We start from the raw sequence: 26,228 nt of genomic DNA on the forward strand, positions 1-26,228 counted from the left end.
TCATGGGCGCTATAACCCCTAAAGAAGATTACACAAATATTCCACACCAAACTTTCGATGCAGTCATCGTTGGTGGTGGTGGTTCAGGTATGCGTGCTTCTTACCAACTTGCTCAAGCTGGTTTGAAAGTTGCTGTACTAACTAAAGTATTCCCAACTCGTTCACACACTGTTGCAGCGCAGGGTGGTATTGGTGCATCTCTTGGTAATATGCAAGAAGATAACTGGCACTACCACTTCTACGACACAGTTAAAGGTTCTGACTGGTTAGGTGACCAAGACGCAATTGAGTTCATGACTCGTGAAGCGCCTCAAGTTGTATATGAACTTGAACACCTAGGTATGCCATTTGACCGTAATGCTGACGGTACAATTTACCAACGTCCGTTTGGTGGTCATGCTGCGAACTATGGTGAAAAACCAGTTCCACGTGCATGTGCTGCTGCCGATCGTACAGGTCACGCACTTCTTCACACGCTTTATCAAAGCAACGTGAAAATGGGTACTCAATTCTTCGTTGAATGGATCGCACTTGATTTGATCCGTAATGAAGAGGGTGATGTGCTTGGTGTGACAGCAATTGACCAAGAAACAGGTAAAATTGCAGTATTCCAAGGTAAAGCAACATTGTTCGCTACTGGTGGTGCTGGTCGTGTTTACCGTGCATCTACTAACGCTTATATCAATACTGGTGACGGTCTTGGTATGGCAGCTCGTGCAGGTATTCCATTGCAAGATATGGAATTCTGGCAATTCCACCCAACAGGTGTTGCGGGCGCAGGCGTATTGTTGACAGAAGGTTGTCGTGGTGAAGGTGCGATCCTTCGTAACGATGCTGGTGAGCCGTTCATGGAACGTTATGCTCCGACACTTAAAGACTTGGCACCTCGTGACTTCGTATCACGTTCAATGGACCAAGAAATTAAAGAAGGTCGTGGCTGTGGTCCTAAGAAAGACTACATCTTGCTTGATATGACGCATCTTGGTGCTGAAACAATCATGAAACGTCTTCCATCTGTATTTGAGATTGGTAAGAAATTCGCGAACGTTGACATCACTAAAGAGCCAATTCCTGTAGTACCTACAATCCATTACCAAATGGGTGGTATTCCTACAAATATTCATGGTCAAGTGGTTGTTCCTGTATCTCGTGAAACTGAAGCTTTGGTTGCGAACTACAATAAAGAAACTGGTGTGTACTCACACAATGCGGGTGACCGTGATTTCACTAAACCAGTGAAAGGTTTCTATGCAATTGGTGAATGTTCATGTGTATCTGTACACGGTGCTAACCGTCTAGGTACAAACTCATTGCTTGACTTGGTTGTATTTGGTAAAGCTGCTGGTGAACATATTGTTGACTATGTAACTAAACACCACGGTGATGAATATGCACCGCTTCCTACAACTGTTCTTGAAAAAACTTTGAATCGTGTTCGTCATCTTGATGAATCAACTTCTGGTGAAAATGCTCAAGAAGTTGCAGATGCAATCCGTGACATCGTTCAAGATCACGCTGGTGTATTCCGTACATCTGCACTTCTTGAAGAGGGTGTGAAACAGATTCTTGCGATCGAACCACGTGTACGTAACATTCACTTGAAAGACAAATCTAAAGTATTTAACACAGCGCGTGTTGAAGCTCTAGAAGTTGAAAACCTGTATGAAGTTGCGAAAGCGACACTGATTTCTGCGGCTGCACGTAAAGAATGTCGTGGTGCGCATACAGTGGTAGATTTTGAATTACCACCTGATCATGCTGACTACCCATACGGTCGTCGTGATGATGAGTGGATGAAACACACTTTATGGTTCTCTGTAGATAACCGTCTTGAGTACAAGCCAGTACGTTACAAGCCTTTATCTGTAGATGCTATTCCGCCTAAACCACGTACATTCTAATTGGGAGAAGTAAGATGAGTAGAGGTACTCGTACATTTAATATCTACCGCTACGATCCTGATAAGGATGCAGCTCCGTACATGCAAACTTTTAAACTAGAGTTGACTGACAAGCACCGTATGTTGCTTGATGCGCTTCTAGCATTAAAAGTACAAGACGAATCATTAACATTCCGTCGTTCATGTCGTGAAGGTATTTGTGGTTCTGATGGTGTAAACATCAATGGTAAAAATGGTTTAGCGTGTCTTTGGAACCTAAACGACTTACCAGAAGTGATTACAATTCGTCCACTTCCAGGTCTTCCAGTTATTAAAGACTTGGTTGTAGATATGAATCAGTTCTACGATCAGTACAATAAAATCCATCCGTTCCTAATCAACAATCAGCCTGCGCCTCCTAAAGAGCGTTTGCAGTCTCCTGAAGAGCGTGAACACTTAGATGGTTTGTACGAATGTATTCTTTGTGCATGTTGTTCAACTTCATGCCCATCATTCTGGTGGAACCCAGACAAGTTCTTGGGTCCATCAGCATTGTTGAACGCATATCGCTTCATCATTGACTCTCGTGATACAGCAACTCAAGAGCGTTTGGCTCGTCTTGACGACCCATTCTCATTGTTCCGTTGTAAAGGTATCATGAACTGTGTATCTGTATGTCCTAAGGGTCTTAACCCAACTAAAGCAATCGGTCACATCCGTAATATGCTTTTAGATCTAGGTTAATAGATTTAGCAGTTAAAAGAAGCGCACCATTGGGTGCGCTTTTTTTGTCATATATAAAAGTGATGATAGTGAAAGTTATTCACTGTCATTGCTGACTGCTTTAAATGGATTTAATAGAAACGTAGTGAATTAAAGGTATAAAGCGATAGATAAATGGTTATTTATTGATGAAACGCTCGTTCAAGTCTGTCAAAAGGATTAGAAGATGTTATTATGTAACGTAGTAAAAAGAGAGAGGATAGGAATGTCAGCTCTCTTTTGTTTTTGTATATGAGATGAGGGAAAAATCGAACGTAGACTTTTGTCTTAATTGAAAGATCATTTTATATGTAGCACCATATCATAGATGAAAATACAAACAGTGTATTTCGCTAATTTATGAGAGGTATGTGTCAAAAAAATCAATTGAAAATGCTCGAACGTGTTAGCATTTAAAGCATCACTATATGTAAAAAATGACTTTGAATTAGGTACATTTTTTCTACAATTTAAGCGCTGTAGACGGTATATAAATGTTAATAAAGTCGCTTTAGAAAAGATAATGGTGCAAATTTTATTTTTTCTAAGACGATTTGCAAAAATTGCCCGATTTATGTCGGGTATTTCTCAATGAGTAATGATGCCGCTGAGGGCGTTATTGTTCATTAATCACATTGGGTAATCCTAATGTAGTGATAACGCCTCAAGGCTTAAGCCTAATGGGGACTAATGTCATATTACCAATTTGACATTACTAATCATGGGTTCGCTTAAAAAGCATCCTGAAATGTTTTGCAATAGGAAATGGGTCCACACATGCAAGAAGTTGCTGACGCACTGCGTCTTGACACTGAACTTAGCGCTGACAGTGCAGCGTATATTGAAGAACTTTATGAGCAGTATCTAACGGCTCCAGACTCAGTAGAGGCTGATTGGCGTGAATACTTCGATAAATTCCCGAAAGGTGATCAACCACACAGCAATGTACGTGAGCAATTCCTATTATTAGGCCGTAATTCAAGCCGTGTTCAGCCAGTAGTGCAAAGTGCAGTAAGTTCTGAGCATGAACGCCGTCAAATCGGTGTATTACAGTTGATCGCTGCATACCGTAACCGTGGTCATCAAAACGCAAAATTAGATCCACTAGGTCTTGCAAAACGTGAAATCGTGCCTGATCTAGATCTTGCTGCGCATGGTTTAACTCAGTCTGACTTAGACACTGTATTTAATACAGGTAACCTTGCAATCGGTAAATCTGAAGCAACACTTGGTGAAATGGTTCAAGCAATGGAAGCAACTTATACTGCTTCAATTGGTGTTGAATACATGCACATTGTTGATACCAAAGAAAAACGTTGGATTCAACAACGCCTTGAAGGTACTCGTGGTCAATTTGGCTACACTGCAGACCAAAAGAAACACGTCCTTGAACGTCTAACTGCAGCTGAAGGCCTAGAAAAATACCTCGGTAACAAATTCGTTGGTGCGAAACGTTTCGGTGTTGAAGGTGGTGAATCTTTCATTCCTATGGTGAATGAACTTATTCAACGCGCGGGTTCAGTAGGTTGTAAAGAAGTGGTTATCGGTATGCCTCACCGTGGCCGTTTAAACCTTCTTGTAAACATCATGGGTAAAAACCCAGCTGACCTATTTGGTGAGTTCGAAGGTAAAGCACTTCATAAAAAAGGCTCTGGTGATGTTAAATACCACCAAGGTTTCTCTTCAAACGTTATGACTCCGGGTGGCGAAGTTCACTTGGCACTAGCGTTTAACCCATCACATTTAGAAATCGTTGGACCTGTAGTTGAAGGTTCTGTACGCGCACGTCAAGTACGTCGTAAAGATATTGGTGGTGATGATGTATTACCAATCATCGTTCACGGTGATGCTGCATTTGCAGGTCAAGGTGTAAACCAAGAAACCTTCCAAATGTCACAAACTCGCGGTTATACCGTGGGTGGTACAGTTCATATCGTCGTGAACAACCAAGTTGGTTTCACAACGTCTGACCCACGTGATGCGCGTTCTACAGAATACTGTACTGACATCGCGAAAATGATCCAAGCACCGATCTTCCATGTGAACGGTGATGATCCTGAATCTGTATTATTTGTTTCTCAATTGGCACACGATTTCCGTCATACATTCCGTAAAGACGTTGTAATCGATATGTTCTGCTACCGTCGTCGTGGTCATAACGAAGCCGACGAGCCAGCTGCAACTCAGCCAATGATGTATCAAATCATCAATAAAAAAGCGACTACTCGTACGCTTTATGCTGACAAACTTGTACAAGAAGGCGTTCTTGATCGTGCTTCTGCTGATGCAATGGTTGAACAGTATCGTTCTGACCTTGAAGCAGGAAAACACGTTGCAAATGCGTTGGTACTTGAGCCAAATACAAAAATGTTTGTGGACTGGAAACCTTACCTAGGCCACGAATACACAGACAAATGGGATACGACTTTCCCAATCGAACGTCTAAAAGAGCTTGGTGCGAAAATGCGCGAGCTTCCTGAAGGCTTCGTGATGCAACGTCAGGTTGCTAAAGTGATTGATGACCGTCTGAAAATGCAGACTGGTGAAATGCCATTGAACTGGGGTGCTGCTGAAACATTAGCTTACGCGTCTCTTCTAGATGAAGGTTTCCTTGTTCGTTTAACAGGTGAAGACGTTGGTCGTGGTACATTCTCACACCGTCATGCAAAACTTCATAACCAAGTAGATGGTTCAACTTACATTCCATTATGTAACTTGAAAGAAAACCAACCGCGTACTGCAATTTATGACTCTTTATTGTCAGAAATGGCGGTTCTTGCATTCGAATACGGTTATGCAACAACTCTTCCAAAGAGCCTTGTCATTTGGGAAGCGCAATTTGGTGACTTCGCAAACTGTGCACAGGTTGTAATCGATCAGTTCATCGCGTCTGGCGAAACGAAATGGGAACGTGTATGCGGTCTGACTATGCTTCTTCCACACGGCTTTGAAGGTCAAGGTCCTGAGCATTCATCAGCTCGTTTAGAGCGTTTCTTACAGCTATGTGCTGAAGAAAACATGCAAGTGATCACACCGACTACACCAGCGCAGATTTACCATGCGATGCGTCGTCAAGCACTTCGTCCAATCCGTAAACCAATGATCGTGACTTCACCGAAGTCTCTTCTTCGTCACAAACTTGCAACCTCTACATTAGAAGAACTTGCAAATGGTTCATTCCAAACTGTGATTGATGAAATCGACAACATCAACAAATCAGACGTAACTCGTCTAGTGCTTTGTGGTGGTAAGGTTTACTACGACTTACTTGAAAAACGTCGTGAAAAAGAATTGAACAACACAGCAATCGTTCGTATTGAACAATTGTATCCGTACCCAGAAGCACGTCTTGCTGAAGTTCTTGCACAATATCCAAACGTTAAAGAATTGGTTTGGGCTCAAGAAGAACCGAAGAACCAAGGTGCATGGTTATTCATCGCTCCGCGTCTGTATGACGACGTGATGAAAGCGGGCAAACAAGTTCGTATTAGTTATGCAGGTCGTGAAGCTTCTGCTGCACCGGCTTGTGGTTCACCATATTTGCACGCAAAACAACAAGCTCAGCTCGTAAATGATGCTTTAGCTATCGTAGCTGAATAACAGGAGATTCTTAATAATGGCAACCGAAATTAAAGCACCGGTATTCCCAGAGTCAGTTGCTGACGGTACAGTTGCAACTTGGCACAAACAACCAGGTGAAGCAGTATCACGTGACGAAGTGATTTGTGATATTGAAACAGATAAAGTTGTTTTAGAAGTTGTAGCTCCTGCTGACGGTACGATTTCTGCAATCGTTAAAAACGAAGGCGATACAGTTTTATCGAACGAAGTGATTGCGACTTTTGAAGAAGGTGCTGCTTCTGGCGCTGCTCAAACTCAAGCTGTTCAATCAGAAGAGAAAGTAGAACAAGCTGCTGCGCAAACTCAAGCGGGCGCTGCTCCTGTTGTTGAACGTGCTCAACCTGTTGCTGATCAAGCTCCTGCAGTGCGTAAAGCATTGACTGAGTCTGGCATTGCTGCTGCTGACGTTGCTGGCACTGGCCGTGGCGGTCGCATCACTAAAGAAGATGTTGCAAACCATCAAGCTAAACCAGCTGCTCCTGCTGCTGCGCCATTAAGCGTTGCTGTTGGTGAACGTATCGAAAAACGTGTTCCTATGACTCGTCTTCGTAAGCGTGTTGCTGAACGTTTACTTGCTGCAACTCAAGAAACTGCAATGTTGACTACGTTCAACGAAGTAAACATGAAACCAATCATGGAAATGCGTGCGCAATACAAAGATGCTTTTGAAAAGCGTCATGGTGCACGTCTTGGCTTCATGTCATTCTTCGTTAAAGCGGCAACTGAAGCACTTAAACGCTACCCAGCTGTAAACGCTTCGATTGATGGCAATGACATCGTTTACCACGGTTTCTACGACATCGGTGTTGCTGTATCAAGCGACCGTGGTCTAGTGGTTCCAGTTCTTCGTGATACTGACCGCATGAACTATGCTGAAGTTGAAAACGGTATCCGTGCATACGCTGGTAAAGCGCGTGATGGCAAATTGGGTATCGAAGATATGACTGGTGGTACTTTCACTATTACTAATGGTGGTACTTTTGGTTCATTGCTTTCTACACCTATCCTAAATACGCCGCAAACTGCGATTTTGGGTATGCATAAAATCCAAGAACGTCCTATGGCTGTAAATGGTCAAGTTGAAATCTTGCCAATGATGTACTTAGCGCTTTCTTATGACCACCGTCTAATCGATGGTAAAGAAGCAGTCGGCTTCCTTGTAACAATCAAAGAATTGTTAGAAGAACCAGCTAAGCTAATCCTTGATCTTTAATACTTCAGAATAATGCAATGGGCTTAGAGCGATCCTCTAAGCCCATTTTTGGAGATACACATGTCTCAATTTGATTTAGTTGTTATTGGTGGCGGTCCTGGTGGTTATGAAGCTGCTATCCGCGCTGCTCAATTAGGCTTTAAAGTAGCTTGTATTGAAAAACGTATTCATAAAGGTAAACCATCTTTAGGTGGTACTTGCTTAAACGTGGGTTGTATCCCATCTAAAGCATTACTTGATTCATCTCACCGTTATGAAGATACCGTTCATCACTTAGATGACCACGGTATTACAACAGGTGAAGTGAAATTTGATCTTGCAAAATTACTTGATCGTAAAGACAAAATTGTTAACCAATTAACAATGGGTATTGATGGCCTACTTAAAGGCAACGGTATCGAATGGTTAAAAGGTACAGGTAAATTACTTGCAGGTAAGAAAGTTGAGTTTGTATCTCACGAAGGTGAAACTCAAATTTTAGAACCTAAATATGTAATCCTTGCATCGGGTTCTGTGCCAGTCAATATTCCAGTTGCTCCTGTAGATCAAGACATTATTGTTGACTCTACTGGTGCACTTGAGTTCCCAGAAGTGCCTAAACGTCTTGGCGTAATTGGCGCGGGTGTCATTGGTCTAGAGCTTGGTTCTGTTTGGCGTCGTCTAGGTGCTGAAGTAGTTGTATTTGAAGCAATGGATGCATTCTTGCCAATGGCTGATAAAGCTTTGGCAAAAGACTACCAAAAAGTATTGACTAAACAAGGCCTTGATATCCGTGTTGGCGCTAAAGTTGCTGGTACAGAAGTCAATGGCCGTGAAGTTACTGTTAAGTACACTCAAGGCGGCGAAGACAAAACTCAAACTTTCGATAAATTGATCGTTTGTGTGGGCCGTAAAGCATATGCAGAAGGTTTATTGGCCGAAGATTCAGGCATTAAACTCACTGAACGCGGTTTAGTTGAAGTAAACGATTGGTGTGCAACTTCAGTTGAAGGTGTATACGCAATTGGTGACTTGGTACGTGGTCCAATGCTTGCACATAAAGCAATGGAAGAAGGCGTAATGGCTGTTGAGCGTATCCACGGTCATGCAGCTCAAGTGAACTATGACACTATTATCTCTGTAATTTACACACACCCAGAAGCGGCGTGGGTTGGTTTAACAGAAGAGCAAGCGAAAGAAAAAGGCCACGAAGTTAAAACAGGTCAATTTGGTTTCGCTGCAAATGGTCGTGCAATGGCTGCTGGTGAAAACGCAGGCTTTGTTAAGTTTGTTGCTGATGCGAAGACAGATCGTCTACTCGGTATGCACGTGATTGGACCTGCAGCGTCTGACATCGTACACCAAGGTATGATCGCACTTGAGTTTGTATCAAGTGTTGAAGACCTACAGTTAATGACTTTCGGTCACCCGACATTCTCTGAAGTCGTTCACGAAGCTGCACTTGCAGTCGATGGACGTGCAATTCACGCGATTCAGCGTAAACGTAAATAAGATGTAAAAAGAGCGGCTTAGGCCGCTCTTTTTTGTTTCAGATGGTTGTTTTAATTTGAATAATCATCTAAAAATAAAGATAAGAAATATTTTAAGATTTAAAAAGGTTAAAGCTGCTTTGACGGATGTCTGGGCTTTAATGGGTCATAACAAAGCGAAAAAAGAGTAAAAGGTTGTTCAATGAATCTACACGAATATCAAGCTAAAGCGTTATTAAAAAAATATGGTATGCCAGTCCAAGAAGGCGTATTTGTAACAACCGCAGAAGAAGCAGTCAAAGCTTTTGAGCAATTGGGTGGTAAGTTTGCAGTTTTAAAAGCCCAAGTCCATGCAGGTGGTCGTGGTAAAGCGGGCGGCGTTAAAGTTGTAAAATCTGCACAAGAAGCCACTGATTATGTGAACCAAATGGTCGGCTCACGCTTAGTCACTTATCAAACAGATGCATTAGGTCAACCCGTCAGCGGTATTTTGGTATCTGAAGATGTCTATCCTGTAGAGCGTGAATTGTACCTAGGTGCTGTAGTTGACCGTTCTAGCCGTCGTGTGACCTTTATGGCATCGACTGAAGGCGGTGTTGAAATTGAGAAAGTTGCAGAAGAAACGCCTGAAAAAATTATTAAAGTTGAAGTAGATCCTCTGGTTGGATTGTTACCATTCCAAGCACGTGAAGTGGCGTTTGCTTTAAACCTAAAAGATGGTCAAGTGAATCAATTTGTCAAAATCATGTCTGCGGCTTATCAAGCATTTATTGAAAATGATTTTGCTTTATTTGAAATTAACCCGTTATCCGTACGTGAAAATGGCGAGATTTTATGTGTGGATGCAAAAATTGGTATCGACTCAAATGCTTTATATCGCTTACCAGAAATCGCAGCACTACGCGATAAAACGCAAGAAAATGAGCGTGAGCTGAAAGCATCAGAATTTGATCTGAACTATGTTGCCTTAGAAGGCAATATTGGCTGTATGGTCAATGGTGCTGGCCTAGCGATGGCAACCATGGACATTATTAAACTCTATGGTGGTCAACCTGCAAACTTCCTAGATGTAGGCGGTGGCGCGACCAAAGAACGCGTAATTGAAGCCTTTAAAATCATTTTGGCGGATAGTTCTGTGCAAGGTGTATTAATTAATATTTTTGGTGGGATTGTACGTTGTGACATGATTGCTGAAGCAATTATTGCAGCGGTTCAAGAAGTAAATGTGACTGTACCTGTGGTTGTTCGTTTAGAAGGGAACAATGCAGAGTTAGGTGCAAAATTACTTGATGAATCAGGTTTGAAATTGATTTCTGCAAATGGCTTGGCTGATGCTGCAGAAAAAATTGTTGCTGCGGTAAAAGGCTAAGGGAGTAGAGATCATGAGCGTATTAGTTAATAAAGACACTAAAGTATTGGTACAAGGTTTTACCGGTAAAAACGGCACATTTCATTCAGAACAATCTATTGCTTACGGCACAAAAGTGGTCGGTGGTGTGACGCCGGGTAAAGGCGGTACACAACATTTGAATCTGCCCGTATTCAATACCATGAAAGAAGCAGTACGTGAAACGGGTGCAACGGCAACCTCGATTTATGTACCGGCACCATTTGTCCTAGATTCAATTATTGAATCGATTGATTCAGGTGTTGAGCTGATCGTTGTGATTACGGAAGGTGTGCCTACACTCGATATGCTAAAAGCTAAACGTTACCTAGAAACCTATGGTAATAATGCACGTCTAATTGGTCCGAACTGTCCAGGGATTATTACCCCAGGTGAATGTAAGATCGGTATTATGCCGGGGCATATTCATCAACCAGGTAAAATCGGCATTATCTCGCGTTCAGGGACGTTAACCTATGAAGCTGTAGCGCAAACCACCAAGCTGGGACTAGGTCAGTCTACCTGTATTGGGATCGGTGGTGATCCTATTCCGGGTATGAACCAAATTGATTGCTTAAAGCTGTTCCAAGACGACCCGCAAACTGAAGCGATCATCATGATTGGTGAGATTGGTGGTACAGCAGAAGAAGAAGCAGCTGAATATATCCAGTCGAATGTAACTAAGCCTGTTGTTGGTTATATCGCGGGTGTAACTGCACCTAAAGGTAAACGTATGGGGCATGCAGGGGCAATCATTTCGGGCGGTAAAGGCACAGCTGAAGAGAAATTCGCTGCCTTTGAAAAAGCGGGTATGGCTTATACCCGTAGTCCTGCTGAATTAGGTTCGACCATGTACGAAGTGCTGAAAGGCAAAGGTTTGGTTTAATCGCCATACTTAAACATCAAAAGAGAATCTTCGGATTCTCTTTTTTTTTACGCAAAAAAAGCGTATTTCAGCCGCTATGCAAAAGCCATAAGGGCATGGCTATGTGTTCTGCTTTGGGGTGCAGTGACGCTGCATAAACGGATGGAATATTGGTTGTTCAATAACTATGAAATGTAAAGAACACATAATAATCCGAATATGTGATGATTGCGGGGATGGTCATAGGTTTATGATTTTTAAAAATAATTTCGTATAGCGTGCAGTATATTGATTTTAGGGAAAATAACTAATTTAATTGAGATTTTTAATGGATCTTTATCATCAAAGAGCTTTTTTACTTGGATGAAGCCTAATATTTTCAATAGAAATTATTTTATTTGTAATTTTCTCAAGCCTTATACAAAGGATGGTAGATCAGGAATATGAGAAGGGGAGCTTTAAAATTGGTGAAATTTGCTATCTCAGTGATGAAATTTTTTTAAGAAAATCTACATGAGCATATACATCTATAGTCAGCTATTATTTTTTAGTTGATGGTTTGAAGTGCAAAAACCTTGTTAGGCCCTATTTTCAATTTAATAAGCAATTTCCAAGTTTTATAAAAACAATAGATAGAACAAAATGTTATCGAGCTGAATATATAGAAGTAAATATCTTATTCTGTAAGATGAGAAGGATATATCAATTAATTGATTTTAAATATTTTGTTTCATAATTTTATGCTGTTTGCTCTATAGCTTCTAAATGAGTATTTTTATGAAATACGCCATTTGTTCATTGATTTAACATCAGGCTGTGATGCGAAATATAAATGTCAGAAACCATTAAAAGCGCTCTGATAAGACAGAAAATGTTGTTCATTTCTTTGGGAGATTGTATGCCCATAAGTACAAGTATCTAAGCCATAAAAAAAGCAGTGCGGACACTGCTTTTTTAATTCATTTAGAATGTGTTGCTCAAGCAATCACTTCTGAATAAAGAGATTTGATGGAGCCCTATCTCAATCAAAAACTTAGTTTTTGCTGGTTTTTAAGCTCTGAGTTAAACCGTTAATATCGCCACCTTGGATACCAAGCTCACTCATCAAGCTATCAATCAGTGGGGCCTGGCTGCGGTAGCGTAGGGCACTATTCACCACTTGGTCTGACAAGGCAACATTACCGCTGCCTTCGTGGTGAGCATCACCTTGGCAAGAACCTGCATGACCACCATTTAGACCATTTACTTGCAAAATCTTAATGTCATCAATGTTTTCCATTGGTTTCACACTTTCGCGAATGATTTCAGGTAAGTATTTCAGCATCGCTAAACGAATTTGCATTTCAACCTGTTCAGATGACAATACGTTGTTTGCTTCGTTCACTGCACGTGTACCTTCAGCATCAACTTGGTATTGTTTTTCCATCGCCTGAGCCAAGAGAACTTTTGCGTCAGCTTCACCTTTGGCTTTTAAGCGAACTTTTTCAGCTTCGGCTTCAGCTGCAATACGGATAGCTTCTGCATCATCTGCTGCTGCTTGTTTACCTGCTTCTGCCGCGACAGTAATGGCAATCGCATCTTTCTCCGCTTTTTCTTTCGCAGAGACCAATTCAACAGCTTTTTGACGTTCAGCTTGTTGGATTTGACGAACGGTAATGACTTCTTCTTCGGCTTTTACCGCTTGAGCACGGGCTTGATCGGCATGCGCTTTAGCTTCAGATTCAGCACGAGATTTTTCTGCAATAGCAATGGCACGGTCTTGCTCAGCCAACTCAATGGTTTTCTTTTGTTCCACTTGGGCTTGCTGAATAATTTGTGACTTTTGAATATTTTGATTTTCAACGTCACGTGCAGCAGTAATACGCTTTAAGTCAACTTCACGTTCAGCAGCAATACGCGCTTCTTCGGCTTCACGTTTTTTCGAAGCTTCTTGTGATGCAATTTCTGCAAGCTGTTCTGCACGACGAACTGAAATTTCACGTTCTTGTTGCAGTTTTGCATATTCTTCTTCACGCAAAATTTGTAGACGTGCTTGTTCTGCTTCTAAGTTCTTGGTCTTGATTGCAAGATCTGCATCTTGCTCAATCGCATTACGTTTACGACGACGGTCTTCAATGGTTTCTGTCAGTTTAGTTAAACCTTCAGCATCGAACGCATTTTGTGGGTTGAAGTATTTAAAGCCTGTTTGGTCTAAGCCAGTTAATGAAACGGTTTCAAGTTCCAAACCGTTTTTATGTAAATCTTCAGACACCACTTGCTGAACTTTTTGAACGAAGTCGACACGTTTTTCATGCAATTCTTCCATCGCCATTTCTGCGGCAACTGCACGTAGAGAGTCAACGAATTTACCTTCGACCAAATTTTTAAGCTCATTTGGCGACATGGTCTTTTGACCTAACGTTTGTGCAGCAGTCGCAATCGAATCCGCGGTTGGTTTCACACGGACATAGAACTCCGCCATCACATCGACACGCATACGGTCACGTGTAATCAGCGCTTGGTCATCTGCACGGCGTACTTCAAGACGTAGGGTGTTCATATTGACTGGAATAATTTCATGCAGCACAGGAAGCACAATAGCACCGCCACCTAAAATCACTTTTTCACCGCCGAAGCCTGTACGCACAAATGAAATTTCTTTACTTGAGCGACGATAAAGTCGAGCAATAATAAAACCAATAAAAATAAGTGCGGCAAAAATTATCCCGACTGAAACAAGGATACCGCTTGGAATAATGTCTAACATGGACGTTTATCTCTTTTGTTGTAGTTCAAGTTAACCCTCTAAAGTGCTAACAAGTTTGGTTTAAAAATCAGTATTTTGTTGACTCATCATGACTTCGAGATTTGCTGAACGTATGACGCGTTAAATGTATTTATATGTTGTTTGAAGAACTGATCGAGCATCAATTCATTCAAAATTTAGAGCATGGTGGCTTGAAAGCCTACATTTGTTTTTTGGGTTAAAACCACTGATTGACCTTGGCTGAAAATTTCATCTTGTTCAGGTTCAACCAAAATATAATGGGTCAATCCGTGTTGATCTTTGACTTTGGCTTGAGCAGGAGACTGTGGTCGTGCATCACCCAAAATGATCGTGGCCGTTCTACCGATCAATTCATCACTATAAATGGCGGTTGTTTCATCTTGCGGTAAAATACGGGCAATGAGCATTGCGCTAAAACGTACGAAGGGCATGCACAGAAAAATACAGGCTGGTGCAATAATCCATGCACTGAACATCATACTGGTCATTTGGTTAACGATGGCTTGAATAGCAAAGCCCAACAAACTATAGACACATAAGAAAATGATGAGCCATACAAACAGTGGAATACGACCCAAATACAACCAATCGAGCACACGTGTCACGATACCTGCATCGGCATCTACACCTAGCTCTGCATTATGACCAACATCCTCAGGTAGGAATTGATCTAAGAAGCCTTGAGAACCCCCCCCTAAAATTGTTAACACAATCTCAAAAAGTCCAAACAAGAACATTAAGCAGAGACTGATGCTAAACACGATATTAGACGGGTGAGTAAACAATTCCCACATTATATTTATCTCTATATTTATGCTTATAAAAAATCAAAAAAAATAATTCTGGCCGAATTTTTTTCATTAAATAAAATAACATTATCTGTCGAAATTGTGTAAAAAAATTACAGATCAGATTAACAAAAAGTCGGCTTTTATGTGAGCTATTACTAAGTTTTTCTTTAAAAATAGTTGATCAATTAAGTCAGGGTTATCTAAATCTAAAGTTAATAGTATTTCTGCTTTACCCATTTAAGATTTAAGTCATTGTGATCAATCAAATTTTCAGTCTAATTGCAGATATATAAGTGGTCGTGCTCAAGGGAGAGAAATGGCCTGTTAAACGGCACAGAAAACAATGTTATGAAATGTAAAATTACAGTCGACACGGCAGTGCTGAGCCCTTTGCCGTGACTTTCGATGTCATATGGAGATTTGAACTAGAGTTCAATAGAGCTATTTTTAGGTGGCTTTAACCGTTTTTATAACAATGAAGTTTGAATGCGTACTTTCATATCTAAAGCCGCTTGAACAATAAAGGTTTTCATCCACTTCACTTGTTCGCCCATCGGATTGGTTTTAATCGCAGTGTCTAAAAAGCCCATGCTTTCAAGTTGAAACAATTGCTTTTCGATCTCTTCCTCTAACTGGGTGCTATTGGCTGCGAGCGGGAAGTGGATTAAGTAAAATGCTTTGGGAAAATTATAAAACGCATAGAGCAGATTAAATGCACGTTGATCGGCCTTTAAATTGCCTGCGCCAATTTCGTAGCCGCGATCTTGGTTACTGTGAGTCACCCCAATCAAAAACTCGAGTTTATTGTCCAAAAGTCGTAGGCCGAACTGAAGGCCAATTTGGTCAGCACTCAGCTCATGTTGTATAAAGTTATTCAGCGGGCTGCCGTCATCATTCAAGGCTTCTTGGAGCACGAGCATGTGTGAAGAATGCTGATAAATATAGCCAGCAAGACCTGCTGCTTCAATCAGCGACTTTAAGGTTTCAAGCGTATAGTGACTATATGGCATATCAATAACTATTGGAGAGTGATATAGCTACTTTAGGTACTTTGAGCGAGTTTGAATACCGATTGTTTAGAGGATTTAGCGATTAGTTAATTGATAAAAAATTGCGTAAACTTAGGGATCTCGGACTAGAATAATAATGAAATTGATAAGTCTATTGTATTAAATTAATTAAAATTGATAAGCAGTATCAGACAATCTGTATATGACGAATAAGAATATCAATATCACAAAACAAGCAATCGTTATGAAAGCTTAATCACTATAATGTATATATATCTTTAAAAGTGTAATAAGTACACATATTCTAAGCTGGTGTTGTCCATGTCATTAAATGAGGAAAGACTTACTCATCTTAAACAGCTTGAAGCTGAGAGTATTCATATCATCCGTGAAGTTGCTGCTGAGTTCGAAAACCCAGTCATGCTGTATTCAATCGGTAAAGATTCAGCGGTCATGCTGCATCTTGCTTTAAAAGCATTCTATCCTGCCAAACTTCCATTCCCGCTACTGCATGTAGACACGGGTTGGAAATTTAAAGACATGATTACTTTCCGTGACAACATGGCAAAAGAGCATGGCTTTGATTTGATCGTGCATCAAAACAAAGAAGGTAAAGACGCAGGCGTGAATCCGTTCGATTACGGTAGCTCAAAATATACTGATATCATGAAAACTCAAGGCTTAAAACAAGCACTTGATAAATATCAGTTTGATGCGGCTTTTGGCGGTGCGCGCCGTGACGAAGAGAAATCTCGTGCTAAAGAACGTGTTTACTCGTTCCGGGATACCAAACACCGTTGGGACCCTAAAAACCAACGTCCTGAACTTTGGAATCTTTACAATGGTAAAGTAAACAAAGGCGAAAGTATTCGTGTATTCCCATTGTCTAACTGGACTGAGTTGGATATTTGGCAATACATCTACCTCGAAAATATTAAATTGGTTCCTTTGTACTTGGCTGCTGAACGTCCAGTGGTTGAGCGTAACGGTACACTGATCATGGTTGATGATGAGCGTATGCGTTTGAACGAAGGTGAAGTGCCACAAATGAAATCGGTGCGTTTTCGTACTTTAGGTTGTTACCCACTTACAGGTGCGGTTGAATCAACTGCAACAACTTTACCGGAAATTATCCAAGAGATGCTTTTAGCCACCACATCTGAACGTCAAGGCCGTATGATCGACCATGACGAAGCAGGTTCGATGGAAAAGAAAAAGCAGGAAGGTTACTTCTAAGAATCTCATAATCTCCCCCTAACCCCCTCTTTACGAAAGAGGGGGGAACTCCCGAGAAAGAACGGAGCCAAGTCTCCCTTTTTTAAAGGGAGATTTAGAGGGATTAAAAAGATTCAGAAACCGATTTCAAAAGAATATGTGGAGCTTTGAGCAATGTCTCATCAATCAGATTTAATTAGCCAAGACATCTTGGCGTATTTAAAACAACACGAAAATAAAGACCTTCTACGTTTCCTCACTTGCGGTAACGTGGATGATGGTAAATCGACTTTAATTGGTCGTTTACTTTACGATTCAAAATTGATTTATGAAGATCAATTGCAAGCCGTAACACGTGACTCTAAAAAAGTCGGTACTACGGGTGATGCACCTGACTTGGCTTTACTTGTAGATGGTCTACAAGCCGAACGTGAGCAGGGGATTACCATTGACGTGGCTTACCGTTATTTCTCTACTGAAAAACGTAAGTTCATTATTGCTGACACCCCAGGGCATGAGCAGTACACACGTAACATGGCAACTGGTGCGTCGACTGCCGATTTAGCGATCATCTTGATTGATGCGCGTTATGGCGTTCAAACGCAAACTCGTCGTCACTCATTTATTGCGAGTCTTTTGGGTATTCGTAATATCGTGGTTGCAGTGAACAAAATGGACTTGGTTGAATTCTCTGAAGCGCGCTTCAATGAAATTCAAGCAGAGTACAATGAGTTCGTAAACCAATTGGGCGACCGTAAACCTGCGAACATTATCTTCACGCCTATTTCTGCGTTGAATGGTGATAACGTTGTAAACAAATCGCCAAATACGCCGTGGTACCAAGGTCAGACTTTAATGGAGACTTTGGAAACTGTTGAAATTTCGCATGATACGAGCAAGCACGAATTCCGTTTCCCTGTTCAATATGTAAACCGTCCGAACCTCGACTTCCGTGGTTTCTGCGGTACGATTGCACTTGGTGAAGTAAAAGTTGGCGATACCATTACTGCATTACCATCTGGTAAGTCTTCGACTGTTAAAGAAATCGTGACTTTTGACGGTAACTTAGACCATGCTGTTGCAGGTCAAGCGGTAACTTTAACACTGAACGATGAAATTGATATTTCACGTGGTAACGTGTTGGTAAAAGCGGGCGAGCAACCACTCATTTCACGTTCTGCACGTGCCTCTGTGGTATGGATGACAGATGCGCCTTTAGTGGTTGGCAAACTGTATAACGTGAAGTTTGGTACACAAACTATTCCTGCGAAAGTTGCGAAAATCAACTACCGTACCAATGTAAACACATTGGAAAAAACGGAAGTTGAACAGCTTGAACTGAATGCGATTGCAGATGTAACGATTGAGTTTGATGCGCCAGTGGTATTTGACCGTTACCAAGACAGTCGTTACACAGGTTCATTCATCTTTATTGACCGTTTAAGCAACGTGACCGTTGGTGCGGGTATGGTTGAGTCTGCGGTTGAATGGACTGCACACAACGAGCCTGTAACTGCTGAAGCGCGTGCTGCACGTTTAGGTCAAAAACCTGCTGCGGTCACTGTAACTGCGAAAGCACTGGAAAATGCTCAAGCACTTGAAAGCCTGTTGATTCAGCAAGGTGTAGTTGCAATTGCGAAAGCGGGTCTGACTGATGTACAGGTTGCACTTGTACGTGAAACAGGTGTGGTGGTGATTACTGACCTTGCAGAAGGTACAGATGTGACTTACACAGCCGATGCAGTTGAAGAACTGGCTGAGAAAATTGTGGAATTGGTTCGCCTATAAGACTGGACTGATTTTAAGATAAACCCGCTGTAAGGCGGGTTTTTTATTGCCTGAATTTTGATTGTTTGAAAATCATTCGGTTATTCAAAATGTGATCTTTCAATTTATATGTAGCTTTATACAATGCTCCGCAGGTGGAGGGGATGTATAAAAAAATTATTCTTACTAGTTGGACTATGTGCAGCTTTTGGAGCTGAAGCCAAGCAGAGTAGCCAAAGTGCGGAAGCAATTAAACAGAAGATTATTCAACAGTCGATTGAAAGCTATCCGGGAAATTGTCCTTGTCCATACAATACAGCGCGTAATGGTAGTCGTTGCGGCAAGCGTAGTGCTTATAACCGTGCTGGAGGTTATGCACCACTTTGCTATCCGGAAGATGTCAGTGATCGGATGGTACGAGAATATAAAAGTTAAAATTTAAGTTAAGGGACTAAGATTATAAATCATCTATTTTTATACATTTAGATAAGACAGTAACTATACAAAAGGTTCCCAGTTAATTGTTGTAATCTCAACTGAGAAAATGGCTTTATAAGGAAGGATGTTTTTCACAAGTATTTCGTGCCTATTTTTCTTCTTAAATTTAACTTTTATTGCTTCACTTGAAATAAATTCAATATTATCTATGATAAGATATATCTTAATTAAATTTAAGATATATCTTTTGTATGTCTAGAACTTCTGATACTGCATTAAAAGAAGAGCGAAAAAACTCTCCAAAACCTCGTAAACGCCTTTTTGAAGCAGGTGAAATGAAACTACTTGTGCTGCATTTTATTGCCCAAGCACCCAAATACAGCTATGACATTATCAAAGATGTTGCTGCTTTGGTCGGGGGGAACTATAAGCCGAGTACAGGTACGATCTGCCCAACAATTAACTATCTTGAAGAACAGCAATATACCCAAGTGATCATGAGTGTGGATGAACGTAAGCAATATCACATTACTGATAAAGGTCGTGAGCATCTGAAAGATAATCAGGAAACTCTACAAAGAGTTCTTAGCCGTTTTGAAACCCGTCGCCGCATTCAAGAAGATGAGCGCTATATCGATATCCATAATTCAATGGAAAGCCTGAAAGCTTCACTACGATTCAAACTGCAAAATGAACTTCGTCCAGAGCAGATCAGTGATATTGCTGCCCAGATTGAACAGGCTGCAATTAATATCCGTCAACTGTAGGAGCAGGACATGAAACAACATCTCTATGAAGTGACTGTTCAACATCTGGCTGATGCCCAAGGTAATCCATCAACCTATACTGAGGAGCTACAGTTTCAGGTGGGTAATCACGATGACATCTTTAAAATACTGGAAAAACTTCAAGCCAGTCAGTTGCTAGATGAGGAAAGTACCAAAGCATTTGTTATTGGCTTAAAACTGTTTAGTGAAGTCATGCTGGAAAATAAAGAGTTGCCACTCTTCAAGGAATTCATGCCGCAATTTGCCCAGTTTATGAAATCCTTAAAACAGACAGTGAAAGCCCAAAGTGAAGAACAGTAAGTACTCTAAAGGTCATTTATGAAAAAGAATCTCCCAAAATTTCACCCAAAACATCTGAACTGGTTAATGCCCTTAATCCTTTCCGGCATTATGAGCGGTGCGATTTCCTGCTTTAATATGCTGCTGAATAAAGGTTGGAGCGATGCGTTTATCTCGCTATGGTTACATGCTTGGGGGCTGTCATGGCTGGTGGCATTTCCACTGATTCTGCTTGTATTGCCGCTGGTACGCAAATTCCTGATGCAGTTTGTGCAGATGTCAGATCAATCTGCTAAATAAAAGATTGATTCGCTTGAATCAGCCGGAATCGGATGACTTATTCAGAACTTGAGACAAAATAGATTTCATTTCAGACAAGCTTTTCACACCCGCAATACGATGAATAATCTGGCTATTTTTAAAGATTAGAGTGGAAGGCAAGCCATAGACATTATAGCGTAAGGTCAGAATCGGTGATTGATCGACATTGATTTTACCGAACTTAATTTCTGGGTTATGCCCAGCATATTGTGCTGCCAGTTCCTCAAAAACCGGAAAATTCTGTACACAGGGCTTGCACCAGTCAGCATAGAAACGGATCACAGCAAAGCCTTCAAACCATTCGAAGTCACTGTAATTATCTTCATTGTAGGGGATGACTGCTGACATGAATTTGCTCTCATCATTTCAAAATTAAGATTTAAACCAGCTCATAGTGAGTTCAGCCTGACCGGTATTCTCATCGATTCCTTGATTGATCACCTTAAAACCCTGCTTTTGGTAAAAATGAACTGCTGATGTATTTGCAGCATAGACATTTAAATGCAGCTGATTACATTGCTGTTTTAAGAAATCAACCAAACGGCGGCCATAGCCAGCACCTTGCTGCTCAGGATCAATGAAAAGTGCAGCTAATACATTTTCCGATTTTAATAACGAAACAAAGCCAAGCACCGTATGATTTTCTTTAAGGACATAGTTTTCTGCTAAGGGTAAATATAAATCTCGCATTGGAAGTAGCTGATTTTCCCAATAACTAGCAGGAATAAAATCATGCGCCTTTAAAGAAGCCTGGAACCAGATTTCAAGAATAGCGTCGATATCCTCGGTTTTCGCTTTTGTAATTATTGTCATCAGTGGTCTTATATCAATTTACTAAATAGGCAGCTGATTATACATAAGTCCATGCTGCTTCAATCCATAGCATTTCTATGTTCAAATAAGTTCGAAAAATATGAAACGTGAATATTAGGGAAAGAATCCATGATGCAACAAAGCATGCAACAAGTCATCATTACAGAACCGGGTGGTGTAGAGAAACTCGCTTATGAAACGGTTGCCATCCCTGAACCTAAAGCAGACGAAGTGCTGGTTAAGGTACATGCTTTCGGGATTAACCGTCCGGATATCTTGCAGCGTCAGGGCTTGTATCCAATGCCTAAGGGCGTGACTCCTGTACCGGGTCTGGAAGTTGCCGGTGAAGTGGTTGCAGTCGGGAGTGAAGTAAGCCAGTTTAAAGTAGGTGACAAAGTCTGTGGTCTGACCAATGGCGGTGGTTATGCAGAATATTGCGTCGTGCCTGAAAGCCAGACTTTAAACATTCCTGAAGGTGTGAGTTTTGTACAGGCTGCGGCGATTCCGGAAACCTTTTTCACTGTTTGGGCAAATGTGTTCCAGATGGGTAAGGCTAAGGCAGGAGAGACTGTACTGATTCATGGCGGTACCAGCGGGATTGGGACCACGGCCTTAATGCTATGTAAATCTCTAGGCATCAAAACCTTTGCGACAGCAGGTAGTGATGAAAAAATCCAGGCGATTTCACATCTGACCACAGGAATCAATTACAAGACCCAAGACTTTGAGCAGGTCATCAATGAAGCCACGGATAATGCTGGTGTAGATGTGATCTTGGATATGGTAGGTGCACCGTACCTGGAGAAAAACCTGAATCTGCTGCGTCGTGATGGTCGTCTGGTGTATATCGCATTCCTGGGTGGTGCTAAGGCTAAGGAGGTAAAATTGGGTCAAATCATGATGAAGCGTTTGACCATTACCGGCTCTACTATGCGTGCACGCAATACGGCTGAGAAAGCTGAAATTGCCCAAGGCCTGAAAGAGCATGTGGCGCCACTCTGGGCAAAAGGTGAATGTTTACCGATGATTTATAAAACCTTCAAGTTTGACCAGATTCAGGATGCGCATGCAGCGATGGATACAGGTGAACATATCGGTAAGATTGTGGTGGAAATCATCTAATTATTCTTGTGATAGAAATACTAAAAGCCAACTTTTGTTGGCTTTTATTTTGCATAAAAAACGATAAATAATTTAAATTAATTGCTTGAAATAGGAGTATAAATTTTAAAAAACGGTAAAAAGTGTCGATTATTCGACACAACCTGTCAAAACTGAGGAGTAAATTAGCGCTTAAATATAATCTGACTAAATTGTTTGGTATTTGATGAAATGTCACGTATTAAAAGGAAGTATATTATGAAGATAGTGTCCACCCCTTATACGCATGAACATGGCTTTCGTGCATTGAAGCGTTTGCATAAAGCGATTATCCGTAATCAGTTACTTCGTTCCGATTTACACAAGCTGTATCAAGCCATGTTGCATCTGGAACGCTATATGGAACGGCTGAGCCACTCAGCACCGAAACCTCATTACAAACGTCGTAAAAAATCTTAAAAAACACCTTGCCTATTAGCCTTAAGTTGAAGTGAATAACTCTAATCTCGTTTTTATTTGGCTGTATAATTTTCCCATAATTTAAAAATTCTAAGCAAATGATTCATTGTGCTGCACAAGCGGCACGAAGAGGGTATTTATGAAGGGCAATGCGTCAACGCATGAGCGCCTCGCAGACCGTTTGGCAAATATTTTAACCAAACTTAATATAGGGCATCAGTTAAGTGTACAGGAGCTGGCACGAGAATTTCAGGTCAGCACCCGTACCATTGAGCGTGATTTTGTTCGTCTGAATGCGTATTTACCGCTCATACAGGATCAAAATACCAAACGCTATTATCTTGAGCCTTCATATTTAGGGCGTTTCAAGTTACAGGATATCCAGAATTTTGCACAGTTGTCCGGAATCAGTGAGCTGTATCCGGCACTGGATATGTCTTTTATTCGTGAATTGCTGGATGAGCGGGCAAATCAGGTATTTTCGGCAAAAGGCTATTATTTTGAAGATGCCAAACAGTTTGCCGAGCATTTCAAGCTGCTTGCAGGGGCGATCTATAAACGGCAGCAGGTTGAGCTGCAATATTCCGATCAAGCACGAATCATCCAGCCATACCGGTTGATTCATCATCATGGCATCTGGTATCTGGCTGGTGTCACTGAAGCTGAACTCAAAACTTATCGTTTAAGTCAGTTGCAGGAAGTCAAACTGGTTTTTGAAAATGAAAGCTTTGAGCATGATCCTGAAGTTCTGAAAATGCTGGCAGATGAAGACAGCATCTGGTTTGGTCAGCAAAAACAGCAGGTTTTGATGAAGGTGCAACCTGAAGTCACGGTATTTTTTAAAGAGCGCCGTTTATTTCCGGAACAGCAGATCGAACAGGAATCAGAGTCTGGAGAATTGTTAATTAGTTGTCAGATTCGTCATGAAATGCAGTTATTGCCACTGGTACGTTACTGGCTACCGTATGTAAAGATCATTGAGCCGATTCATTTTCAGGAAAAACTGGAACAGGATCTGGAAGGTTATTTACGCTCTGCTGGATAATATTTTGAAAGCAGAGCAGGTTGGCGAATGCTTATAGAATTCTATTGAGAATTAGATTTAGCAAATTACAGGCATAAAAAAACCAGCTTTCGCTGGGTTCTTTATTTGCACCATCTTCAGTAGTAGAAGAATGGTGCCCGAGGCCAGACTCGAACTGGCACGCTTTGTGGGCGGGGGATTTTAAATCCCCTGTGTCTACCGATTTCACCACTCGGGCTTTAACAAGATTGGAGGCGGAGGTCGGAATCGAACCGGCGTCCACGGAGTTGCAGTCCGCTGCATGACCACTCTGCCACCCCGCCGCGTCTTGTTGATGCGTATATTAGCAAGCTCTGAAAAAAAAACAATAGCAGATTCATCTGTATGCGCATAAAAGCAGCATACAAGGTAAAAAATTTAAAATAATCATGTATTATGTGCAAAATTGATTCATATCATCACTTGGAGAAGTGCCGTGGCATTAGTTTTAGATGGTCGTGCATTGGCGAAGAAAATTGAAGCTGACTTGTTGACTCGCGTAGAAGCGCTAAAAGAGAAAACTGGTCGTACCCCAATTCTTGCGACTATTTTGGTAGGTGACGATGGTGCATCTGCAACTTATGTACGTATGAAAGGGAATGCTTGCCGCCGTGTTGGTATGGATTCATTAAAAGTTGAGCTTCCTAAAGAAACCACAACTGAACAATTACTTGCTGAAATTGAAAAATTAAATGCAAACCCAGATGTTCACGGTATTTTGTTACAACACCCAGTACCTGCTCAAATTGATGAGCGTGCATGTTTCGATGCGATCTCTCTTGAAAAAGACGTAGATGGCGTAACTTGCTTAGGTTTTGGTCGTATGGCAATGGGTGAAGCAGCATATGGTTCTGCGACTCCTGCAGGCATCATGACCATTTTAAAAGAAAACAACATTGAAATCGCAGGTAAACATGCGGTTGTTGTGGGTCGTTCTGCAATTTTGGGTAAACCAATGTCTGCGATGCTACTTGAAGCGAATGCAACAGTGACCACTTGCCACTCACGTACTCAAAACTTAGCTGATTTTGTAAAGCAAGCGGACATTATTGTAGGTGCGGTAGGTAAAGCTGAATTGATTCAAAAAGATTGGATCAAACCGGGTGCAGTGGTTGTTGACGCTGGCTTTCATCCACGTAATGGCGGTGGTGTAGGTGATATCCAATTGGTGGGTATTGAAGAAGTTGCTTCTGCTTATACACCTGTTCCGGGTGGTGTAGGTCCTATGACCATTACAACGTTGATTCGTCAAACTGTTGAAGCTGCTGAAAAAGCGTTGGGTTAATCTTTTAATTAAAAGATCTTAAAGTCACAACGGAGTCTTACCGTTGTGACTTATAAATGTAAGAAGCTCGTATGTTACTTTTGTTTCGGCAAAAGTAACCAAAACCATTTGTCATCTGCTGAACTCGACATAATCAGTCTTTTGATTAATGGTGTCGCAGAAACAGTGTTCATTCGATTAAGGTCTGTCTCGCACAGCAGCAGATGACGATGTCGCGTATCTAATACGTTTATAAATTCAAATAAAATCATCTCCAAGGCTTAATATGAGCTGTACTTTCCAATTCCGCAAAGCCCCTGAGCACCTCCTTAAAGCACTGCATGAAGTCATTCCGCATTGTGAATTACATGCTCAACAGTTGCCTGAAACACCTATTTCTCTATGGTTGATCCCACCGGTATTTCCAACCGATAAATTGGATGATGAAGTCATTCGCCGTATATGGAATGATACGCCGTATTGGATCTTTTGTTGGGCTTCAGGGCTTGCAATGGCGCAGTGGTTGTTGGCAGAGCCGCATCATGTCAAAGATAAAGTGGTGTTGGACTTTGGTGCAGGTTCAGGCGTGGTGGCGATTGCCGCGAAAATGGCAGGGGCGAAACGCGTGATCTGCTGTGATATCGATCAAGTAAGCCTAGATGCTTGCCGTGCGAATGCTGAGCTGAATAATGTTGAACTCGAATATTTAGACGATCTGTATAAAGCCGAACAAGTCGATATTTTATTGGCTGCCGATGTGCTATATGACCAATGCAACCGTTTCTTTTTGGATGAGTTTTTAAAGTTTGCTCCAGAAGTGTGGGTGGCTGATAGTCGGGTGAAAAACTTTAGTCATCCTAAATATGAAAAACTCGATGAACGAAGCGCGACGACATGGCCTGATTTGGATGAATCACCTGAGTTTCGTAATGTGAGTTTTTATAAAACCCTATAAA

Annotated in this window: 23 protein-coding genes and 2 tRNA genes; 18 read left to right on the forward strand and 7 right to left on the reverse strand. The window is 41.3% G+C overall.

From position 1 onward, the window contains the following. Positions 1 to 2 precede the first annotated feature (2 nt). From sdhA to sucD, 7 genes are all read left to right on the forward strand, one after another. Positions 3 to 1,901 carry a succinate dehydrogenase flavoprotein subunit gene (sdhA, locus tag FTU06_RS03735; protein ID WP_180007470.1) on the forward strand — a complete coding sequence of 633 codons (1,899 nt, stop codon included), beginning with the start codon at positions 3 to 5 and terminating at the stop codon, positions 1,899 to 1,901. Positions 1,902 to 1,915: 14 nt separating this feature from the next. Further along, complete coding sequence (locus FTU06_RS03740; RefSeq protein WP_078189905.1) at positions 1,916 to 2,623, forward strand: succinate dehydrogenase iron-sulfur subunit; 708 nt, start codon at positions 1,916 to 1,918, stop codon at positions 2,621 to 2,623. A gap of 795 nt (positions 2,624 to 3,418) precedes the next feature. Next, positions 3,419 to 6,241, forward strand: coding sequence for a 2-oxoglutarate dehydrogenase E1 component (locus tag FTU06_RS03745; RefSeq protein WP_180007471.1), 2,823 nt, complete (start codon positions 3,419 to 3,421; stop codon positions 6,239 to 6,241). A gap of 16 nt (positions 6,242 to 6,257) precedes the next feature. After that, a complete protein-coding gene (odhB, locus tag FTU06_RS03750; protein ID WP_078192990.1) occupies positions 6,258 to 7,475 on the forward strand; it encodes a 2-oxoglutarate dehydrogenase complex dihydrolipoyllysine-residue succinyltransferase in 1,218 nt (405 codons plus the stop codon). Between the two features lie 60 nt (positions 7,476 to 7,535). Further along, complete coding sequence (lpdA, locus tag FTU06_RS03755) at positions 7,536 to 8,966, forward strand: dihydrolipoyl dehydrogenase (RefSeq protein WP_078192989.1); 1,431 nt, start codon at positions 7,536 to 7,538, stop codon at positions 8,964 to 8,966. Between the two features lie 180 nt (positions 8,967 to 9,146). After that, positions 9,147 to 10,313, forward strand: coding sequence for an ADP-forming succinate--CoA ligase subunit beta (gene sucC / locus FTU06_RS03760; RefSeq protein ID WP_078192988.1), 1,167 nt, complete (start codon positions 9,147 to 9,149; stop codon positions 10,311 to 10,313). 13 nt (positions 10,314 to 10,326) lie between these two features. Beyond that, entirely contained in the window at positions 10,327 to 11,217 is an 891-nt protein-coding gene (gene sucD / locus FTU06_RS03765; protein ID WP_168379215.1) for a succinate--CoA ligase subunit alpha, read from the forward strand. A 1,012-nt stretch (positions 11,218 to 12,229) separates the two neighbouring features. On the opposite strand, the gene FTU06_RS03770 is transcribed toward sucD, so the two are convergent. The 3 genes from FTU06_RS03770 to FTU06_RS03780 all read right to left on the reverse strand — a co-directional run bounded on the left by FTU06_RS03770 (position 12,230) and on the right by FTU06_RS03780 (position 15,764). Further along, positions 12,230 to 13,942, reverse strand: coding sequence for a flotillin family protein (locus FTU06_RS03770; RefSeq protein ID WP_180011015.1), 1,713 nt, complete (start codon positions 13,940 to 13,942; stop codon positions 12,230 to 12,232). Positions 13,943 to 14,118: 176 nt separating this feature from the next. Further along, on the reverse strand, positions 14,119 to 14,757 hold the full coding sequence (locus FTU06_RS03775; RefSeq protein WP_180007473.1) for a YqiJ family protein: 639 nt from the start codon (positions 14,755 to 14,757) through the stop codon (positions 14,119 to 14,121). A 464-nt stretch (positions 14,758 to 15,221) separates the two neighbouring features. After that, positions 15,222 to 15,764: a hypothetical protein gene (locus FTU06_RS03780; RefSeq protein ID WP_168378396.1), complete on the reverse strand. Its 543-nt coding sequence runs from the start codon at positions 15,762 to 15,764 to the stop codon at positions 15,222 to 15,224. A gap of 321 nt (positions 15,765 to 16,085) precedes the next feature. On the opposite strand from FTU06_RS03780, the gene cysD reads away from it, so the two are divergent. The 6 genes from cysD to FTU06_RS03810 all read left to right on the forward strand — a co-directional run bounded on the left by cysD (position 16,086) and on the right by FTU06_RS03810 (position 20,551). After that, on the forward strand, positions 16,086 to 17,000 hold the full coding sequence (gene cysD, locus FTU06_RS03785; RefSeq protein ID WP_078189893.1) for a sulfate adenylyltransferase subunit CysD: 915 nt from the start codon (positions 16,086 to 16,088) through the stop codon (positions 16,998 to 17,000). 153 nt (positions 17,001 to 17,153) lie between these two features. After that, positions 17,154 to 18,767 (forward strand): sulfate adenylyltransferase subunit CysN, encoded by a 1,614-nt coding sequence (gene cysN / locus FTU06_RS03790; protein ID WP_180145022.1) that lies wholly within the window; start codon positions 17,154 to 17,156, stop codon positions 18,765 to 18,767. 147 nt (positions 18,768 to 18,914) lie between these two features. Then, complete coding sequence (locus FTU06_RS03795; protein WP_180089272.1) at positions 18,915 to 19,181, forward strand: hypothetical protein; 267 nt, start codon at positions 18,915 to 18,917, stop codon at positions 19,179 to 19,181. A 254-nt stretch (positions 19,182 to 19,435) separates the two neighbouring features. Next, the gene (locus FTU06_RS03800; protein WP_180089229.1) at positions 19,436 to 19,951 is read left to right on the forward strand and encodes a PadR family transcriptional regulator; all 516 of its coding nucleotides are present in this window, start codon (positions 19,436 to 19,438) and stop codon (positions 19,949 to 19,951) included. 9 nt (positions 19,952 to 19,960) lie between these two features. Further along, complete coding sequence (locus FTU06_RS03805) at positions 19,961 to 20,272, forward strand: DUF3861 domain-containing protein (protein WP_180002281.1); 312 nt, start codon at positions 19,961 to 19,963, stop codon at positions 20,270 to 20,272. Between the two features lie 18 nt (positions 20,273 to 20,290). Then, entirely contained in the window at positions 20,291 to 20,551 is a 261-nt protein-coding gene (locus tag FTU06_RS03810) for a DUF2798 domain-containing protein (RefSeq protein WP_034704953.1), read from the forward strand. An 18-nt stretch (positions 20,552 to 20,569) separates the two neighbouring features. On the opposite strand, the gene FTU06_RS03815 is transcribed toward FTU06_RS03810, so the two are convergent. Both FTU06_RS03815 and FTU06_RS03820 read right to left on the reverse strand, forming a co-directional pair. Next, positions 20,570 to 20,920 (reverse strand): co-chaperone YbbN, encoded by a 351-nt coding sequence (locus tag FTU06_RS03815; protein WP_180145026.1) that lies wholly within the window; start codon positions 20,918 to 20,920, stop codon positions 20,570 to 20,572. A gap of 24 nt (positions 20,921 to 20,944) precedes the next feature. Beyond that, complete coding sequence (locus tag FTU06_RS03820; protein ID WP_180145030.1) at positions 20,945 to 21,385, reverse strand: N-acetyltransferase; 441 nt, start codon at positions 21,383 to 21,385, stop codon at positions 20,945 to 20,947. A gap of 129 nt (positions 21,386 to 21,514) precedes the next feature. Here FTU06_RS03820 and FTU06_RS03825 point away from each other — a divergent pair, with 129 nt between their 5' ends. The 3 genes from FTU06_RS03825 (at position 21,515) to FTU06_RS03835 (ending at position 23,990) form a co-directional block, all read left to right on the forward strand. Then, positions 21,515 to 22,507 carry an NAD(P)H-quinone oxidoreductase gene (locus tag FTU06_RS03825; RefSeq protein ID WP_180145033.1) on the forward strand — a complete coding sequence of 331 codons (993 nt, stop codon included), beginning with the start codon at positions 21,515 to 21,517 and terminating at the stop codon, positions 22,505 to 22,507. A gap of 237 nt (positions 22,508 to 22,744) precedes the next feature. Next, positions 22,745 to 22,945: a hypothetical protein gene (locus FTU06_RS03830; protein WP_004782944.1), complete on the forward strand. Its 201-nt coding sequence runs from the start codon at positions 22,745 to 22,747 to the stop codon at positions 22,943 to 22,945. 139 nt (positions 22,946 to 23,084) lie between these two features. Continuing rightward, complete coding sequence (locus tag FTU06_RS03835) at positions 23,085 to 23,990, forward strand: YafY family protein (RefSeq protein ID WP_166136958.1); 906 nt, start codon at positions 23,085 to 23,087, stop codon at positions 23,988 to 23,990. A gap of 131 nt (positions 23,991 to 24,121) precedes the next feature. Here the strand turns inward: FTU06_RS03835 and FTU06_RS03840 are convergent. Together FTU06_RS03840 and FTU06_RS03845 are read right to left on the reverse strand one after the other, a co-directional pair. Next, positions 24,122 to 24,207, reverse strand: a tRNA-Leu gene (locus FTU06_RS03840). Positions 24,208 to 24,218: 11 nt separating this feature from the next. Further along, positions 24,219 to 24,292 (reverse strand) — tRNA-Cys (locus FTU06_RS03845). Between the two features lie 152 nt (positions 24,293 to 24,444). Between FTU06_RS03845 and folD the strand changes: the two genes are divergently transcribed. Then, a complete protein-coding gene (folD, locus tag FTU06_RS03850; protein ID WP_180026654.1) occupies positions 24,445 to 25,293 on the forward strand; it encodes a bifunctional methylenetetrahydrofolate dehydrogenase/methenyltetrahydrofolate cyclohydrolase FolD in 849 nt (282 codons plus the stop codon). A 265-nt stretch (positions 25,294 to 25,558) separates the two neighbouring features. After that, entirely contained in the window at positions 25,559 to 26,227 is a 669-nt protein-coding gene (locus FTU06_RS03855; protein WP_180145036.1) for a methyltransferase, read from the forward strand. Position 26,228 lies beyond the last annotated feature (1 nt).

The sequence above is a fragment of the Acinetobacter sp. YH12052 genome, from assembly GCF_013419835.1.
In the GTDB taxonomy this organism is placed as follows: Bacteria; Pseudomonadota; Gammaproteobacteria; order Pseudomonadales; family Moraxellaceae; genus Acinetobacter; species Acinetobacter amyesii.

What these genes read in the sequence shown, in the direction of transcription:
- FTU06_RS03745 (WP_180007471.1), top strand. Translation starts at nt 3,419, where the DNA reads ATGCAAGAAGTTGCTGACGCACTGCGTCTTGACACTGAACTTAGCGCT.
- FTU06_RS03815 (WP_180145026.1), bottom strand. Translation starts at nt 20,920, where the DNA reads ATGTCAGCAGTCATCCCCTACAATGAAGATAATTACAGTGACTTCGAA.
- FTU06_RS03835 (WP_166136958.1), top strand. Translation starts at nt 23,085, where the DNA reads ATGAAGGGCAATGCGTCAACGCATGAGCGCCTCGCAGACCGTTTGGCA.
- FTU06_RS03780 (WP_168378396.1), bottom strand. Translation starts at nt 15,764, where the DNA reads ATGCCATATAGTCACTATACGCTTGAAACCTTAAAGTCGCTGATTGAA.
- odhB (WP_078192990.1), top strand. Translation starts at nt 6,258, where the DNA reads ATGGCAACCGAAATTAAAGCACCGGTATTCCCAGAGTCAGTTGCTGAC.
- FTU06_RS03825 (WP_180145033.1), top strand. Translation starts at nt 21,515, where the DNA reads ATGATGCAACAAAGCATGCAACAAGTCATCATTACAGAACCGGGTGGT.
- sucC (WP_078192988.1), top strand. Translation starts at nt 9,147, where the DNA reads ATGAATCTACACGAATATCAAGCTAAAGCGTTATTAAAAAAATATGGT.
- FTU06_RS03740 (WP_078189905.1), top strand. Translation starts at nt 1,916, where the DNA reads ATGAGTAGAGGTACTCGTACATTTAATATCTACCGCTACGATCCTGAT.
- FTU06_RS03810 (WP_034704953.1), top strand. Translation starts at nt 20,291, where the DNA reads ATGAAAAAGAATCTCCCAAAATTTCACCCAAAACATCTGAACTGGTTA.
- FTU06_RS03805 (WP_180002281.1), top strand. Translation starts at nt 19,961, where the DNA reads ATGAAACAACATCTCTATGAAGTGACTGTTCAACATCTGGCTGATGCC.
- FTU06_RS03800 (WP_180089229.1), top strand. Translation starts at nt 19,436, where the DNA reads ATGTCTAGAACTTCTGATACTGCATTAAAAGAAGAGCGAAAAAACTCT.
- cysN (WP_180145022.1), top strand. Translation starts at nt 17,154, where the DNA reads ATGTCTCATCAATCAGATTTAATTAGCCAAGACATCTTGGCGTATTTA.
- cysD (WP_078189893.1), top strand. Translation starts at nt 16,086, where the DNA reads ATGTCATTAAATGAGGAAAGACTTACTCATCTTAAACAGCTTGAAGCT.
- sdhA (WP_180007470.1), top strand. Translation starts at nt 3, where the DNA reads ATGGGCGCTATAACCCCTAAAGAAGATTACACAAATATTCCACACCAA.
- FTU06_RS03855 (WP_180145036.1), top strand. Translation starts at nt 25,559, where the DNA reads ATGAGCTGTACTTTCCAATTCCGCAAAGCCCCTGAGCACCTCCTTAAA.
- FTU06_RS03830 (WP_004782944.1), top strand. Translation starts at nt 22,745, where the DNA reads ATGAAGATAGTGTCCACCCCTTATACGCATGAACATGGCTTTCGTGCA.
- FTU06_RS03770 (WP_180011015.1), bottom strand. Translation starts at nt 13,942, where the DNA reads ATGTTAGACATTATTCCAAGCGGTATCCTTGTTTCAGTCGGGATAATT.
- FTU06_RS03775 (WP_180007473.1), bottom strand. Translation starts at nt 14,757, where the DNA reads ATGTGGGAATTGTTTACTCACCCGTCTAATATCGTGTTTAGCATCAGT.
- sucD (WP_168379215.1), top strand. Translation starts at nt 10,327, where the DNA reads ATGAGCGTATTAGTTAATAAAGACACTAAAGTATTGGTACAAGGTTTT.
- lpdA (WP_078192989.1), top strand. Translation starts at nt 7,536, where the DNA reads ATGTCTCAATTTGATTTAGTTGTTATTGGTGGCGGTCCTGGTGGTTAT.
- FTU06_RS03820 (WP_180145030.1), bottom strand. Translation starts at nt 21,385, where the DNA reads ATGACAATAATTACAAAAGCGAAAACCGAGGATATCGACGCTATTCTT.